Source organism: Aeromonas sp. JL9 (assembly GCF_024436075.1).
GTDB classification, from domain to species: domain Bacteria; phylum Pseudomonadota; class Gammaproteobacteria; order Enterobacterales; family Aeromonadaceae; genus Aeromonas; species Aeromonas veronii.
This window is the reverse complement of sequence record NZ_JANFNV010000004.1, coordinates 89,404-106,311: the sequence shown is the minus strand read 5'-3', so window position 1 is coordinate 106,311 and position 16,908 is coordinate 89,404. Positions and strand designations below refer to the sequence as shown.

The 16,908-nt window shown below is 57.7% G+C and carries 11 protein-coding genes; 8 read left to right on the top strand and 3 right to left on the bottom strand.

Annotated elements, in window-relative coordinates:
- Positions 1-70: 70 nt before the first annotated feature.
- Complete coding sequence (locus NOM06_RS05045) at positions 71-1,291, bottom strand: methyltransferase (RefSeq protein WP_255910147.1); 1,221 nt, start codon at positions 1,289-1,291, stop codon at positions 71-73.
- A gap of 183 nt (positions 1,292-1,474) precedes the next feature.
- Between NOM06_RS05045 and NOM06_RS05040 the strand changes: the two genes are divergently transcribed.
- Positions 1,475-2,053: an alkylphosphonate utilization protein gene (locus NOM06_RS05040; RefSeq protein WP_005333203.1), complete on the top strand. Its 579-nt coding sequence runs from the start codon at positions 1,475-1,477 to the stop codon at positions 2,051-2,053.
- Positions 2,054-2,257: 204 nt separating this feature from the next.
- Here NOM06_RS05040 and NOM06_RS05035 read toward each other — a convergent pair whose 3' ends face one another.
- Positions 2,258-3,784 (bottom strand): fumarate hydratase, encoded by a 1,527-nt coding sequence (locus NOM06_RS05035; protein WP_005351759.1) that lies wholly within the window; start codon positions 3,782-3,784, stop codon positions 2,258-2,260.
- Between the two features lie 294 nt (positions 3,785-4,078).
- On the opposite strand from NOM06_RS05035, the gene pabB reads away from it, so the two are divergent.
- The 3 genes from pabB (at position 4,079) to NOM06_RS05020 (ending at position 7,486) form a co-directional block, all read left to right on the top strand.
- Positions 4,079-5,362 carry an aminodeoxychorismate synthase component I gene (pabB, locus tag NOM06_RS05030; protein ID WP_255910145.1) on the top strand — a complete coding sequence of 428 codons (1,284 nt, stop codon included), beginning with the start codon at positions 4,079-4,081 and terminating at the stop codon, positions 5,360-5,362.
- A gap of 42 nt (positions 5,363-5,404) precedes the next feature.
- Positions 5,405-5,971, top strand: coding sequence for a CoA pyrophosphatase (locus NOM06_RS05025; RefSeq protein WP_047440268.1), 567 nt, complete (start codon positions 5,405-5,407; stop codon positions 5,969-5,971).
- Positions 5,972-6,187: 216 nt separating this feature from the next.
- Positions 6,188-7,486 carry a serine/threonine transporter gene (locus NOM06_RS05020; RefSeq protein WP_005345325.1) on the top strand — a complete coding sequence of 433 codons (1,299 nt, stop codon included), beginning with the start codon at positions 6,188-6,190 and terminating at the stop codon, positions 7,484-7,486.
- A gap of 551 nt (positions 7,487-8,037) precedes the next feature.
- Here the strand turns inward: NOM06_RS05020 and sstT are convergent.
- On the bottom strand, positions 8,038-9,288 hold the full coding sequence (gene sstT, locus NOM06_RS05015; protein WP_103251982.1) for a serine/threonine transporter SstT: 1,251 nt from the start codon (positions 9,286-9,288) through the stop codon (positions 8,038-8,040).
- Positions 9,289-9,643: 355 nt separating this feature from the next.
- Between sstT and NOM06_RS05010 the strand changes: the two genes are divergently transcribed.
- From NOM06_RS05010 to NOM06_RS04995, 4 genes are all read left to right on the top strand, one after another.
- Complete coding sequence (locus NOM06_RS05010) at positions 9,644-11,560, top strand: ATP-dependent DNA helicase RecQ (protein WP_255910143.1); 1,917 nt, start codon at positions 9,644-9,646, stop codon at positions 11,558-11,560.
- 591 nt (positions 11,561-12,151) lie between these two features.
- Positions 12,152-14,074 carry a PrkA family serine protein kinase gene (locus NOM06_RS05005; protein WP_033113275.1) on the top strand — a complete coding sequence of 641 codons (1,923 nt, stop codon included), beginning with the start codon at positions 12,152-12,154 and terminating at the stop codon, positions 14,072-14,074.
- A gap of 23 nt (positions 14,075-14,097) precedes the next feature.
- Entirely contained in the window at positions 14,098-15,369 is a 1,272-nt protein-coding gene (locus tag NOM06_RS05000) for a YeaH/YhbH family protein (RefSeq protein WP_255910141.1), read from the top strand.
- Positions 15,370-15,378: 9 nt separating this feature from the next.
- On the top strand, positions 15,379-16,899 hold the full coding sequence (locus NOM06_RS04995) for a SpoVR family protein (protein WP_201951192.1): 1,521 nt from the start codon (positions 15,379-15,381) through the stop codon (positions 16,897-16,899).
- Positions 16,900-16,908 lie beyond the last annotated feature (9 nt).

Below are 16,908 nucleotides of genomic sequence, written 5' to 3'. Positions count from 1 at the left end.
AAAATGGCTGACAGGCTCAAGCTGTCAGCCATCATCAATGTTCAAGAAAAATGCTCAAAATAGCCGGATGTCAGGCACGCACGGCACGGATCAGGATATTGCGCGGGGTCATCGGTTTGGCACAAAACTCCCCCACTTCGACCCGATAGCCCTGCTCTTGCAAAAAGAGCACGCGATCCAGCGCCAGCCAGATCTCGAGGGGACGGCGAAACAAATGACGCACCAGCTCCATGCGGGCGACATCACCAAAGCGGCGCTCCCCGTGTTCCAACCAGGCGGGGTAGTCCAGCCCAGCGGGCAGCACAATCCCTTTGCGCTCTGCAGCCCAAACGCAGAATGCCTCGAAGGTGCCGGTCAGCAGGCTCTTTTGCATATTGGGCACCGGCAGATACTCATCTATGTCACGCACCTGACGCTGCAGGCAGTCAAACCCGAGACGCCACACCACTTCCTGCTCACGCAAGCGGGCAATCCGCGCACCGCCGGTGACCGTCTCCTGTAGCGGCAACTTCAGATCCGCCTTGCTCAACACCAGCTCGCTGGCGTTGGCCGCGGCTGACAGCGGGCGATAGTGGCTGGTGCGGATCAGGTGGTAACAACAGGGAGAGATGGTCACGCCGCGGGCACCGCGCTCGGCCACCCGCTCCAGCAGATGGGTGTGAAGCTCGCCGCAGGCATGGAGTGCCATGGCGTGATATTCGGGGGCAATCAGCGCCGCCGATTCGGGGGCAAAGGCATCGGCGCAGGTAAAGGTCATATTGGCGCCATCTCGCTCGGCCAGCAGCCGACCTTCGTCACAAAGCTGCTCTTGCAACTCCAGACTGAGGGTCGGAGCCTGTCGATGAAGTGATACCAGCCGCCCAAGGTGGCCCTTACCGGCACACCACTCCAGATAGGGGCCCTGATGGGCAGGCAGACAGGCGGTGAACGACTCGATCTGAGCCTGCTTGCGCCCCGGCATATGCAGCGCCATCTCCTTGCTGCAGGTGATGGGCTCCGGGGTAAACGGGGCAAGCTGGCTAAGTTGCTGCAGCTCGGCGCCCTCGGCAATCCAGGGGGCAAGCAGACTGCTGAGGGCATCCATATCCGCATCGAGCTCTGCCAACTGGCCGAGCGTCAGCCCATTGAGCAACGCCGCCAGTTCGGGCGCCTCATCGGCAAAGGCCATGGTCAAATGATGATATGGCTGATATTGCCACCAGCGTCGGTAGCGGGTGAGCAGTCGATCCAGTTGTTGAAAACGTTGAGCCAGCACGAATGCCCCTGCCTTGCAGTCAAAAAGGAGGCTCATTCTAGCGATCCCGCTTCAAATTGCACTCTCAATACTTGGCGATCTGCGCCGCACAACCACACCACCAACCCTGTGACCTAGGGCAGACCTGACAAAGTGCGGGGTTTTATGCTATATTCCGCCCCCTCTTTCACGCGCCCCGTCCAACGCGGGTCGCTTTACACTAGCTATGGGACCAACAACATGACCATCAACGCCATTCTGCAAGCGCGCGCGGGCGCCAAGTGTGAACTGTGCAGCGCCGAGCAGGCGCTGACCGCCTTCGTGGTGCCTCACTCCCCCGCCAGCGACGATGATCACAGCGTTGCTATCTGTGATACCTGCCGTGGTCAGCTGGAACAACCGGATACCCTGGTGGTCAACCACTGGCGTTGCCTGAGTGACAGCATGTGGAGCCAGGTGCCTGCGGTGCAGGTGATGGCATGGCGCCAGCTGAAAGCACTCTCCGGTAAGGGTGAAGTATGGGCTCAGGATCTGCTGGACATGATGTACATGGAAGACGAAGCCAAGGCCTGGGCTGAAGCTGGTATTGCTGACGAAGATGACGACAGCGTACCGACCGTTGACTCCAACGGCGCCGTGCTGCAAGAGGGCGACTCCGTCACCCTGATCAAGGATCTGGACGTGAAAGGCGCCGGTTTCACCGCCAAGCGCGGCACCCTGGTCAAGGGCATCCGTCTGACCAACAACCCGCTCCATATCGAAGGCAAGGTAAACGGCGTGCAGATCGTACTGGTGGCCGCCTACCTGAAAAAGGCCTAAGCCAAGCGCGATTGCTCTGCTGTCTACTGCCAGAGCACAAGCACAACGGAAAAAGGATGGCGTCACTCCATCCTTTTTTATGCCCGCTTGCCGCAAACGGCCAACTGGAGCCCATCACAGACCAACCAAAGCAAAAAGGCGCATCCGGATGGACGCGCCTTGTTTACATGGCCGATATCGTTAACCGGCAGCGGAAACGGTCACTCAGGAGGAGAGTTTGCCGTCCAACTCGGCAATCTTGGCAGACCAGTAGGCCGGGCCGGTTTCGTGGATATTGTTGCCTTCGGAGTCGACCGCAACAGTCACCGGCATATCTTCCACTTCAAACTCGTAGATCGCTTCCATACCGAGATCGGCAAAGGCCACCACGCGCGCCTTCTTGATAGCCTTGGCAACCAGATAGGCGGCGCCGCCCACCGCCATCAGATAGACGGCCTTGTGCTGCTTAATGCTCTCGACGGTTTTCGGGCCGCGTTCGGATTTGCCGATCATGCCGATCAGGCCGGTTTCACCCAGCATCATGTCGGTGAACTTGTCCATCCGGGTGGAGGTGGTGGGGCCAGCCGGGCCAACCACTTCGTCGCGCACCGCATCAACCGGGCCAACGTAATAGATGAAGCGGTTGGTGAAATCGACCCCTTCAGGCAGCCCTTCGCCATTTTTCAGCATGTCGGCGATACGCTTGTGGGCGGCGTCGCGACCGGTGAGGATCTTGCCGGAGAGCAGCACGGTATCACCGCTCTTCCAGCTGGCCAGTTCGGCCTTGGTGATGCCATCGACGTTGACGCGGCGCACGTTGCCACCCGCTTCACGGGTGATCTCCGGCCAGTCGCTCAGTTTCGGCGGGGTCAGCTCGGCGGGCCCTGAGCCATCCAGCTCGAAGTGAACGTGACGGGTGGCGGCGCAGTTGGGGATCATCACCACCGGCTTGGAGGCGGCATGAGTCGGCGCAGATTTCACCTTCACATCCAGCACGGTAGTGAGGCCGCCCAGACCCTGGGCACCGATCCCCAGCTTGTTGACCTTGTCGTAGAGCTCGACCCGCAGCTTCTCTTCGGTGGTTTGCGGGCCACGGGCGATGAGCTCCTGAATGTCGATGTGCTCCATCAGGGCCTCTTTGGCCAGCACCGCCGCTTTCTCGGCGGTACCGCCGATGCCGATGCCCAGCATGCCGGGCGGGCACCAGCCTGCGCCCATGGTCGGCACGGTTTTCAGCACCCACTCGACGATATCGTCAGAAGGGTTGAGCATCACCATCTTGGATTTGTTCTCGGAGCCGCCGCCTTTGGCCGCGATGCTCACTTCCACCTTGTTGCCGGGGATCATGTCGATATGGACCACGGCAGGGGCGTTGTCTTTGGTGTTTTTGCGACTGCCGGCCGGATCGGCCAGCACGGAGGCGCGCAGCGGGTTGTCAGGATTGGTGTAGGCACGACGGGTCCCTTCGTCCACCATCTCCTGCACTGTCATGTCGCTGTCCCACTGGACTTGCATGCCAATCTTGACGAAACAGGTCACGATGCCGGTGTCCTGGCAGAGCGGACGATGACCTTCGGCGGACATGCGGGAGTTGATCAGGATCTGGGCCAGCGCATCTTTGGCGGCCGGGTTGGCCTCACGGTCATACGCCGCTTTGGCAGCCTGAACAAAATCCAACGGGTGGTAATAGGAGATGTACTGGAGGGCATCTGCGATAGAATCGATGAAATCCTGTTTTTTTATAATGCTCATATCATCCTCACTGGTCCTTGTCTCTGCCACGGAGCAGGGCAAGGGCTTCCATATGATGGGCCGTGCTGACGTGCTGGCTAAAAACTATCAACCAGCAAAAAACGAACGACACGGCAGTTTTTTCTTAAGTCACCGACACCTATGATACGCTTGCCCACCAGCACCGACTAGGGTTCGGGAACCAAACTGTTGCCTGTGTAACATAAAATGACGCCAACACTTCATATCCATCATCTAGACCATAGTGCTGAACTCCATCAGCTTTTTGCCCGCCTGCAACATCAGCCGTGGGCCATGTTGCTGGAATCGGCGGGGCCACTCGGCGCCGATAACGGCTTTGATATCATCACTGCCGATCCGCTGGCGACCCTCGAAACCCGCGGCGAGGTGACCACTCTGCGTGTCGGGGTGAATATCAGCGATCACAGCGAAGATCCCCTCGCCCTGCTGGCCCATACCCAGCAACAGTTGCTGGGGGAGCTGGAACTGTGCGCCACTCACCTGCCCTTTATTGGTGGCGCCCTCGGCCTGTTTGGCTATGATCTGGGCCGTCGCTTCGAGCGACTGCCGGTGCAGGCCGCCGCCGATATCGCGGTGCCAGACATGGCGGTGGGCATCTACGACTGGGCGCTGCTGCGCAATGTGGCGACCGGCGACTGGCAACTGGCGCACTGGGGGGATGAAGCGGGACTGGCCAACCGGCTGGCCTGGCTTGAGCAACAACAGGCCAAACCGGCCCCCGCTTTTGCCTTGCAGGGGTCGTGGCAGAGCAATATGAGCCGCGCCGAGTATGGCGAAAAGTTTGCCCGCATTCAGGAATACCTTGCCGCGGGGGATTGCTACCAGATCAACCTGACCCAGCGTTTCAGCGCCCCCTATCAGGGGGATGAGTGGCAGGCCTATTGCCTGCTGGCCACCGCCAACAAGGCCCCCTTCTCAGCCTTTATCCGCCTGCCGGAGAGCGCGCTGCTGAGCCTCTCCCCCGAGCGGTTCCTGCTGCTTGATGGCCGTCATATCGAAACCAAACCCATCAAAGGCACTCGCCCTCGCCACCCTGATCCGGCCACCGATCGGCAAGTCGCGCGGGAGCTGGCGCAGGCCGACAAGGACAGATCAGAGAATCTGATGATCGTTGATCTGCTGCGCAACGATATAGGTCGGGTCAGCCGGCCTGGCTCGGTCAGCGTGCCTCATCTCTTTGCGGTGGAGTCGTTTCCGGCGGTACATCATCTGGTCTCCACCATCCACGGTGAGCTGGATGCACGCTGGCAAGGGGTCGATCTGCTGCGGGCCTGTTTCCCGGGCGGCTCCATCACCGGCGCACCCAAGATCCGCGCCATGGAGATCATCGAAGAGCTGGAACCCCAGCGTCGCAACGCCTATTGCGGCAGCATCGGCTATCTCAGCCAGCATGGTCGGATGGACACCAGCATCTGCATTCGTACCCTGATCGCCGAAGCGGGTCGCCTGCACTGCTGGGCCGGTGGCGGCATCATCGCCGACTCCGACGCCGACAGCGAATATCAGGAGACCTATGACAAGGTCGCCCGCATCCTGCCGCCGCTGTCGGCGCTGTAACCCTCCCCACTGTCAGGCCAACGCACAGGAGAGCTCCCCGCCATGGATCGCCACGAACTGCTGACCCGCTTCCAGTTGCAGCGACCCGCCCCGGCCCATCGCCTCGCCATCGGCGGGCTCAGTCCGGCTGCGGTGTTGATCCCGGTGGTGATGCGCGATGAGGGGCTCAGCGTGTTATTGACCCGGCGCAGCCCACGGCTGCGTCATCATGGGGGGCAGATCAGCTTCCCCGGCGGGCGACAGGATCCCGGCGACGAAAACCTCATTGCCACAGCGCTGCGGGAAACCGAAGAGGAGCTCGGCATTCCGGCCCAACTGATTGAAGTGATCGGCACCCTCAACCCCCTCAATACGGTGTCACGATTCGAGGTACTGCCGGTGCTGGGGCTGCTCGATGGCAACTATCCCCTCATCCTGAGTCCGGATGAGGTGGATCACGCCTTCGAAGTGCCGCTGACCCATCTGCTGGATCGGCGCAACCACATCCCCCTGACCCTTTCCAGAGGGGGGAAAGCGCACACCATCTACTGGATCCCCTGGCAACAGCACTTTATCTGGGGGGCTACCGCCAGCATGATCAACCAGCTAGCCCAGCATCTCGCAAAATAACAATTTACCTACATTTGACTGAGCGAGATTTAATCATTAACACTAAAATAACGTGCCAATTGATAAACAATAATTGAATTTTTCTTGTTTTGATCACATTTCCATAAGAAAGTGCGGTTTTTCGTGCCGTAAAGATGAATTTGATCAACATTTTTGATTAGAAAAACCGTATCCTTGCGCCGACTTAATAAGAACCACACATTCGGGGTGAGATAGATGTCAAACACAGTCACTGGCACGCAGGGAGTTGCGGCGTCAACAGAGCAAGGGATCAGCTCTACTCAAACCACTCGTTGGGAAAAACGCGACTCTACCTGGGTCATCAGTCTGTTCGGGACCGCGGTTGGCGCGGGGATCCTGTTCCTGCCGATCAACGCGGGTATGGGCGGTTTCTGGCCGCTGGTCGTCATGGCGCTGCTGGTAGGCCCCATGACCTATCTGGCTCACCGTGGTCTGGCCCGCTTCGTGCTCTCCTCCAAAAAGCCAAACGCAGACATCACCGAAGTGGTGGAAGAACACTTTGGCGTGGGGGCCGGTAAATTAATCACCCTGCTCTACTTCTTCGCCATCTACCCCATCGTGCTGATCTACGGCGTAGGCATCACCAACACCGTCGAAAGCTTCATGGTCAACCAGCTGCAGATGAGTGCCCCGCCGCGCTGGATCCTCTCCATCGTGCTGATCATGGGCATGATGTCGGTGATGCTGGCCGGTGAAAAGCTGATGCTGAAAGTGACCGAGCTGCTGGTTTATCCGCTGATCGCCATTCTGGCCGGTATCTCCCTCTACCTGATCCCGGACTGGACCGGCGCGGCGCTGGAGCAAGTGCCCTCTGCCAAGGATTTCGCCACGACCCTGTGGCTGACCATCCCGGTACTGGTCTTCTCCTTCAACCACAGCCCGGCCATTTCCAGCTTCTCCCTGGCCCAGCGCCGCGACCACGGTGATCAGGCTGTCGAGAAAGCCGATGCCATCCTCAAGCGTACCGCCATGGTGCTGCTGGGCTTCGTGATGTTCTTCGTCTTCTCTTGCGTCATGAGCCTAACACCGGCCCAGCTGGCAGAAGCCAAGGCTCAGAACATCGCCGTGCTCTCCTATCTGGCTAACCAGCATGCCAGCCCCATCATCTCCTATTTCGGTCCGTTGGTTGCGTTCGTGGCTATCGTCTCCTCCTTCTTCGGCCACTATCTGGGTGCCCGTGAAGGTCTGAAAGGGATGATCGTGCAGAACATGCGCAAGTCCGGCAAAGAGCCGAACGCCAAGAAAGTCGAGATGTTCATCATCGCCTTCTTCATCCTGACCCTGTGGGGCACTGCCATTGCCAACCCCTCCATCCTGGGCATGATTGAATCCTTGGGCGGCCCGATCATCGCTACCATCCTGTTCATCATGCCGATGTACGCCATCAAGCGCGTACCGGCCATGGCGAAGTATCAGGGCCATATCAGCAACGTATTTGTCGCTGTGATGGGCATGATCGCCATCTCTGCCATCCTCTATCAGCTGGTCGGTTAATCCCCCACCTGCCACTGATAGCAAAAAGCCAGCCGAACACTCGGCTGGCTTTTTTATCTCTGCAATCTGTGCCTCCGCGATTCCCCTGCTCTCTCCTTATTACTCCCTTTGTTGGATATCTGTATGCTCACCAGCGCCATGGCAGAGCACATCGGGTATCAACAAGACCACCCCCCCTGCCCGCAGCTCAAGATCCTCAACACGTTTACTCTCCCTCACCAAACCATGACGGCGTGTCTGATAGGACGAGTTGGGTTCATCTGCCGCAGCCAGCCACCTCCATTCTTCTGTGATGATGTGATTGTCTTGAAGATCTGGGGTAAGCCATAGCAATCGGCTGTTGGCAGAACAGACAAAAATGTGTAACGCACAACAGAAGGAGGAAGCACAACTCAAAGGGATAAAGATAAGGCAGCGCCCAGGGCAAGGGCGACAGAATGTCCGGCACATCAGCCAATGAGATTGCTCAAAGAGGAAAAGAGATCAAATCCGGCAATAAAAAGCGCCCTCCGAAGAGGGCGCAGTGTGTTGCGAAACTGACCGTTGCGAGATCAGGCTTCGCGGCTAGGTACCGGAGCCACATCCAGCAAGGTTTCATCTTCAGCCATGCAAGCTGCGGCGGTGAACAGCACGTCGGTAGAGCTGTTCAGCGCTGTCTCGGCAGAATCCTGCAACACGCCGATGATAAAGCCGACAGCAACCACCTGCATGGCGATGTCGTTGCTGATGCCAAACAGGCTGCAGGCCAGCGGGATCAGCAGCAAGGAGCCACCGGCGACACCGGATGCGCCACAGGCACTGATGGTGGCAACCACGGAGAGCAGAATGGCCGTTGCCATGTCCACTTCCATCCCCAGGGTATGTACCGCCGCCATGGCCAGCACAGTGATGGTGATGGCCGCACCCGCCATGTTGATGGTGGCACCCAGCGGGATGGAGACCGCGTAGGTATCTTTGGGCAGGCGCAGTTTTTCACACAGCGCCATGTTGACCGGAATGTTGGCGGCAGAGCTGCGGGTAAAGAAGGCGGTCACACCGCTCTCTTTGAGGCAAGTCAGCACCAGCGGATAGGGGTTGCGCTTGATCTTCCAGAAGACGATCAACGGGTTGACCACAAAGGCGATAAACAGCATGCAGCCGATCAGCACCACCAGCAGTTGGGCATAGCCAAACAGGGCATCGAAGCCGGTCTCTGCCAGCGTGGAGGCAACCAGACCCAGGATCCCGAGCGGAGCACAGCGGATCACCGCTTTCACGATGGCGGAGACACCGTGAGACAGGTCAGTGATGAGCGCCTTGGTGCTCTCGTTAGCATGGCGCATGGCGATACCCAGACCGATGGCCCACGCCAGGATCCCGATATAGTTGGCATCCATCAGCGCCTTGACCGGGTTGGTCACCACGTTGAACAGCAGGGTCTGCAGTACCTCGGTGATCCCGCCGGGCGGGGTGATCTCGGCAGTATTGGCCACCAGATGGAGGTTGGAGGGGAACAGGAAGCTGGCAATCACCGCGACCACGGCCGCAGAGAAGGTACCAAACAGGTAGAGCGCCAGCAGCGGGCGAATATTGGTCTTCTGACCCTGCTTGTGACCAATGATGGCCGCCATCACCAGTACGAATACCAGCAGCGGGGCTACCGCTTTCAGTGCACCAACGAACAGACTGCCGAGCAGACCTGCCGTTTTCGCCCACTCGGGCGCAAACAGTGCCAGCAAGATACCGAATACCAGACCAACCAGGATCTGGCTGACCAGACTGGTGCTATTGACCAGCCGAAGGAGGGGGTGTTGTTGTGTCATCAAAAAAGTCCCTAAGCACCGTAGTGCATGAATCATGAGTCCTGTCTGCAACCACTCATCGGGAGACCCCTGTCGCCCGGATGTGGTGTCTGTGGCCAGTCTTCTGTCGGGCCGATCCGCCAGTCACCGGATTGCATGACGGAATATCCCATTCGCCATCTTTTTTTTCCAGAGACTCACCAAAAAATATCCCGTTTCCATCACAAAAAACCGCAACAAAACCTTAACCACAGCGCAACCACCCATTTTTGTACGTTTTATCGACACTCTCTGCCCTTACCCTCACGACCATTCCTGTGCCACCCGTGACCGGCGTAGCTGTGCTATCATCCCCCATTTGCCGCGGAGCCTTGCCATGATCCCATCCCTGCTCAACCAATATTTTGGTTTCTCCGCACTCAGGCCAGGTCAGGAAGCGGTGATCAGCCGGGTGCTGGCTGGTCAGAGTGCCGCCGCTATCTTTCCCACCGGCTCCGGCAAGTCGCTCTGTTATCAACTGCCGGCCCTCGCCCTGCCTCACCTGACCCTGGTGATCTCTCCGCTACTGGCGTTGATGCACGATCAGCTCGCCTTCCTCAAAAGCAAGGGAATAAGCGCCGCCACCCTCGACTCAAGCCAGAGCCCGGAGGAGAGCCGACGAGTGATGCAGCAGGCGCTGGATGGCCAGCTCAAGATCCTGATGATCTCGGTGGAGCGACTCAAGAACGAGCGCTTTCGCCGCTTTATCCAGCAAGTGCCGCTCTCGCTGCTGGTCGTCGATGAGGCGCACTGTATCTCGGAGTGGGGCCACAACTTTCGCCCCGACTACCTCAAGCTGCCGAGCTATCGCCATGACCTGAAGATCCCGCAGGTGCTGCTGCTCACCGCCACCGCCACACCGGCGGTGATTCAGGATATGCAGACCAAATTCGGCATCGCGCCGGAGGGGGTCGTGGTTACTGGTTTCTATCGCCCCAATCTTGATCTGGCGGTCATTCCCCTGTCGCCCGACGCGCGGGATAGCTGGCTCGCGCAGGAGTTGGCCAACGATCCGGCGGCCCCCACCATCGTCTACGTCACCTTGCAACACACCGCAGAAGCCTGTGCCGAGCAACTCATTAGAGAAGGGATCAACGCCCGCGCCTATCATGCCGGACTAGACTCGGCGCTGCGCAGTCAGATCCAGCACGACTTCATGGCTGGCAAGGTGGATTGCATCGTCGCCACCATCGCCTTTGGCATGGGGATCGACAAAGCGGATATCCAGCGGGTCATTCACTACGATCTGCCCAAATCTATCGAGAACTACAGCCAGGAGATTGGCCGCGCCGGACGGGATGGCCAACCATCGCGCTGTATCGTGCTGGCCAACCAGAGCCAGCTGCCGGTGCTGGAGAACTTCGTCTACGGCGATACGCCGGATTTGAGTGCCATCCTCCAGCTTCTTGCCATCATCAAGCAGAGCGGGAACGAGTGGGAATTCACCCTGCTGCGCCTCTCCAACGACACCAATATCCGCCAGTTGCCCCTTAAAACCCTGCTGGTCTATCTGGAGATGGCGGGCATCATCACCCCGGCCTACAGCTATTACGCCGACTACCGCTTCAAATTTGTGCTGGATAAAGATGAGATAGTGAGCCGCTTCAATCCGGATCGCCGCCATTTTCTGGAGCAGCTGTTCACCTGCGCCCCGCAAGCGCGCAGCTGGTGCACCATGGACTTTGATGCCCTCTGGCAGGGCTATCAGGGGGAGCGGCAGCGGGCCGTTGCGGCGCTCGACTACCTGCAGCAGCAAGGCTGGATCGAGCTTGAAAGCAAACAGATGACCGAGGTCTACCGGATCACCCGTCAGGGGTGGGACAACGAGCAGGAAGCAAATGCCCTGCACGCCCTGTTCCTGCAAAAAGAGCGGAGCGAGCTGGCCAGACTGCAAGCCATGCTCGACTTTTTCACCTCAAGTGAGTGCCTGAGCCACCGCCTCGCCCGCTATTTTGCCGATGAGGTGGCGCCGGTTCATTGTGGCCACTGTTCGGTTTGTCGCGGCGAGGTGGCACATCTTCCTCCCCTACCCTCACTGACCATGCCAAACGAGGCGGGGATCCGTGCCTGGTGCGATCCGCTGATTGCCAAGACAGGTTCGGTGGATGCTCGTGTTCTGGCCCGCTTCCTGTGCGGTATCACCACACCGCTGACCAGCCGGGTCAAAGCCAAATCGCTGGCGGGTGCAGGCCAGTTGGCCGCGCACCCGTTTGCCCGCGTCCTGGCGGCAGTGCAACAAGCCTACCCTTGCTAGGTGAGCGCTGGTTGCGTCAATAGCCACCATCAGAAACAAGCGTTTACAGACACAGAAAAAGAAGACCCTCGCGGTTGCGAGGGTCAAGCCAACGGAAACGTGCTTAAACAGAGCTTGGTGAGGCAACAGTCAACTCTCTTGCTAAAGCATCTTGCTGCTCACACATCGCCAATCTAGGGCACTCAAAATGTAGCGTCAATGTAAAAATTAGAGCCAAAACTCCAAACGAAGTGATTTACGTTGACGTTCACGTAATGACATTCTCATCCATAACCCCGCCAACCCGCAGCCCCATTGCCTTTCGTCAAAGCCCTTAATCTTTTCGCAATAAGTTCCCTCTTTCCCATAAACATTTATTTTTTATGTCTTTGACATTTACCTCACTGTCGTGGCAAAAATAATTTAACAGTCAGTAACATAGCGGTGTTGTTGACTGACCCTCCCCGCACAAGGATCGGGCAGGTTTCTTCAGAATTTAACCTATCAACCGTGATGGATTACTGGAGTCTGTTGACTAGGCTTTAAAAGCGCACAACACAAAAGCAGTCATCCACTTTTTTCAGGGTAAGCGACTATAACGAGGGCAAAGTTATGGGCATATTCGAGCATTACCAACAGCGATATGAAAAAGCGAGAGAAGAGGAATATACCATCCAGGAGTTCCTGGATATGTGTAAGCAGGACAAAGCCTGCTACGCCTCCGCAGCCGAACGTCTGCTGACCGCCATTGGTGAGCCGGAGATGGTAGACACCTCAGCCAACCCCAGACTGAGCCGACTCTTCTCCAACCGCGTCGTGGCACGCTATCCCGCCTTCAAGGATTTCTACGGGATGGAAGAGGCCATCGAACAGATCGTCTCCTACCTCAAACACTCCGCCCAGGGGCTGGAGGAGAAGAAACAGATCCTCTATCTGCTGGGCCCCGTTGGCGGCGGTAAATCCTCGCTGGCAGAGAAACTCAAATCCCTGATGCAGAAGGTGCCCATCTATCGCATCAAGGGCTCACCGGTCAACGATCACCCCTTCTGCCTGTTCGATATCGAAGAGGATGGGGAGATCCTGGAAAAAGAGTACGGCATCCCGCGCCGTTACCTGCGTCCCATCATGTCCCCCTGGGTGGCCAAACGCCTGCACGAGTTTGGCGGCGACATCACCAAGTTCAAGGTGGAGAAGGTCAACCCCTCCATCCTCGATCAAATCGCCATTGCCAAGACTGAACCCGGTGATGACAACAACCAGGACATCTCCTCACTGGTCGGCAAGGTCGACATCCGCATGCTGGAGCACTTCGCCCAGGATGACGCCGATGCCTACTCCTACTCAGGTGCGCTGTGCAAGGCGAACCAGGGTGTGATGGAATTTGTGGAGATGTTCAAAGCGCCCATCAAGGTGCTGCACCCGCTGCTGACTGCAACTCAGGAGGGTAACTACAACGGCACCGAGGGGCTGTCCGCCCTCCCCTTTGACGGCATCTTGCTGGCTCACTCCAACGAATCCGAGTGGCAGCAGTTCCGCAACAACAAGAACAACGAGGCCTTCCTCGACCGGGTCTACATCGTCAAGGTGCCTTACTGCCTGCGCGTCTCCGAAGAGGTGAAGATCTACGAGAAGCTGCTGGTCAACAGCGAGCTCACCGAGGCTAAATGCGCCCCGGGTACCCTCGAGTTGCTGGGCCAGTTCTCGGTGTTGTCACGGCTGAAAGAACCCGAAAACTCCAGCATCTACTCCAAGATGCGGGTCTATGATGGCGAAAGCCTCAAAGACACCGATCCGAAGGCGAAGAGCTATCAGGAGTATCGCGACTACGCGGGTGTGGACGAGGGGATGAATGGTCTTTCCACCCGTTTTGCGTTCAAGATCCTCTCCCGCGTCTTCAACTTCGACCATGCGGAAGTGGCCGCCAACCCGGTGCACCTCTTCTATGTGCTGGAGCAGCAAATCGAGCGCGAGCAGTTCCCGCAAGAGCTGCACGATCGCTACCTTGAGTTCATCAAGGGCTATCTGACCCCACGCTATGTGGAGTTCATCGGCAAGGAGATCCAGACCGCTTATCTCGAGTCCTACTCCGAGTACGGTCAGAACATCTTCGATCGTTACGTCACCTACGCCGACTTCTGGATCCAGGATCAGGAGTACCGTGACCCCGAAACCGGCCAGCTGTTTGACAGAGCGTCCCTCAACAGCGAGCTGGAGAAAATTGAAAAACCTGCCGGGATCAGCAACCCGAAAGATTTCCGTAACGAAATCGTCAACTTCGTGTTGCGTGCCCGGGCCAACAATGCAGGCCGTAACCCCAACTGGACCAGTTACGAGAAGCTGCGCACCGTGATCGAGAAAAAGATGTTCTCCAACACGGAAGAGCTGCTGCCGGTTATCTCCTTCAACAGCAAAACCTCGGCCGAGGAGCAGAAGAAGCACGATAACTTTGTCGAACGGATGATGGAGAAAGGCTACACCCGTAAACAGGTGCGACTGCTCTCCGAATGGTACCTCAGGGTACGCAAGTCATCCTGACCCTGACGGTTCAAGGGGGAGTTATGGCGCATTTTATCGACCGCAGGCTCAACGGCAAAAACAAAAGCGCTGTCAATCGGCAGCGCTTCATCCGCCGCTACAAGAAGCAGATAAAACAAGCGGTCTCGGATGCTGTCTCCAAGCGCAGCATTCAGGACGTAGACAAGGGCGAGAGCATCAGCATCCCGACCAAGGATATCGGCGAACCCCATTTCCATCAGGGGCACGGCGGTAAACGGGATATGGTGCATCCTGGCAATGATCAATTCGTCTCTGGCGACAAAATTGACCGCCCCAAAGGAGGGGGCGGCGGACAGGGTTCCGGCGAGGGACAGGCATCCAATCAGGGTGAAGGGGCCGATGATTTCGTGTTCCAGATATCCAAGGATGAGTATCTCGACCTGCTGTTTGAAGATCTGGAGCTACCGCGGCTCCAGAAAACCCAGCTCAATCAGCTGATGGAAGTCAAAACCTATCGGGCGGGCTACACCTCCAACGGGGTGCCCGCCAATATCAACGTGGTGCGTTCCCTGCAAAACTCGCTGGCACGGCGTATGGCGTTGCAAGCTGGCAAAAAGCGCCAGTTGCATGAACTGGAAGAGCGACTGGCACTGCTGGCCGCAGATCCCAACGAACACTTTGCCGAAATTGCCCAGCTCGAGAAGGAGATCCGCGAGCTGAAACGACGGATCGATGCGGTGCCATTTATCGACACCTTTGATCTCAAGTTCAACAACTTCGTCAAACGGCCCGTCCCTTCCAGTCAGGCGGTGATGTTCTGTCTGATGGACGTCTCGGGCTCCATGGATCAGGCCACCAAGGAGATGGCCAAGCGTTTCTATATCCTGCTCTATCTGTTCCTGAGCCGGACTTACAAGAACGTAGAGGTGGTTTACATCCGCCACCACACCCAGGCCAAGGAGGTGGACGAGCACGAGTTCTTCTACTCCCAGGAGACCGGCGGCACCATCGTCTCCAGTGCGCTCAAAATGATGAATGACATCATCAACGAGCGTTACCCGGCCAACCAGTGGAATATCTATGCGGCGCAGGCGTCGGATGGCGACAACTGGGCAGATGATTCACCTCAATGCCGGGAGATCCTGGCTCGGGACATCATGCCAAGAGTGCGCTACTACTCCTACATAGAAATCACCACCCGTGCCCACCAGACCCTGTGGCACGAGTATGAATCAGTGGCCAGCCAGTTCCCCCACTTTGCGATGGAGCATATTCGCAAGGTCGAGGATATCTATCCGGTATTCCGGGAGCTGTTCAAGAAGCAAGCGGCGTGAGGAGGTCACATGATCGAAACTGAAAAACGTGTAGCGCCACTGGATGATGGGCCTGACTGGAACTTCGATCTACTGGAGACCTATCACCAGGAGATCGCCCGGGTCGCCCGCTTCTACAAGCTGGACACCTACCCCAACCAGATCGAGGTGATCACCGCCGAGCAGATGATGGATGCCTACTCCAGCGTCGGCATGCCTATCGGCTATCAGCACTGGTCGTTCGGCAAGCGCTTTATCCACACCGAGCGCAACTACAAGCGCGGCCAAATGGGACTGGCCTACGAGATCGTCATCAACTCGGATCCCTGCATCGCCTACCTGATGGAGGAGAACACCATGCCGATGCAGGCACTGGTGATGGCCCACGCCTGCTACGGTCACAACTCCTTCTTCAAGAACAACTACCTGTTCAAGGCCTGGACCGATGCCTCCTCCATCATCGACTACCTGCTGTTCGCCAAGAACTACATCACCCAGTGTGAAGAGAAGCACGGTATAGAAGCGGTGGAACAGTTGCTCGACTCCTGCCATGCCCTGATGAACTTCGGAGTCGATCGCTACAAGCGGCCCCAGAAGATTTCGATGGCCGAGGAGAAACGGCGCCAGAAGGCGCGGGAAGATTATCTGCAGACTCAGGTCAACGAGCTGTGGCGTACCCTGCCCAAGCAGCATAAAGCTGCTGGGGTGGAAGACCGACGCTACCCTGCCGAACCCCAGGAGAACATTCTCTATTTCATCGAGAAGAATGCCCCCCTGCTGGAACCTTGGCAGCGCGAGATAGTGCGCATCGTACGCAAGATCAGCCAGTACTTCTATCCGCAAAAGCAGACCCAGGTGATGAACGAGGGGTGGGCCACCTTCTGGCACTACACCATCCTCAACCACCTCTATGACGAGGGCAAGCTGAGCGATCGCTTCATGATGGAGGTGCTGCACAGCCACACCAATGTGGTCTATCAACCGGCTTACAACAGTCGCTACTACTCGGGGATCAACCCCTATGCGCTGGGGTTTGCCATGTTTACCGACCTGCGCCGCATCTGCGAGAACCCGACTGAGGAGGACAGATACTGGTTCCCCGATTACGCTGGCAGCAACTGGGTCGAAACCCTCCACTTTGCCATGCAGAACTTCAAGGATGAGAGCTTTATCAGCCAGTTCTTAAGCCCGAAGGTAATGCGGGATATGAAGCTGTTCGCCATTGATGACGATGATCTGAAGAACTATCTGAAGGTCTCCGCCATTCACAATGACGAGGGCTATCGTCAGGTGCGTAATACTTTGTCGGCCCAGTACAACCTCAGCAATCTGGAGCCCAATATTCAGGTCTACAACGTTGCCGTGAAGGGGGATCGCTCCCTCACCCTGCGCTATGTGCCCCACAACCGCATCCCCCTTGGCGACTCACGCCATGAGGTGCTCAAACACCTGCATCAGCTGTGGGGGTTTGATGTAGTGCTGGAGCAGGACAACGGTGAACTGCCACCCGATATTATCGGCCGCTGCCCGGAACGCAAACCGGGGATCTGATCCGTGACG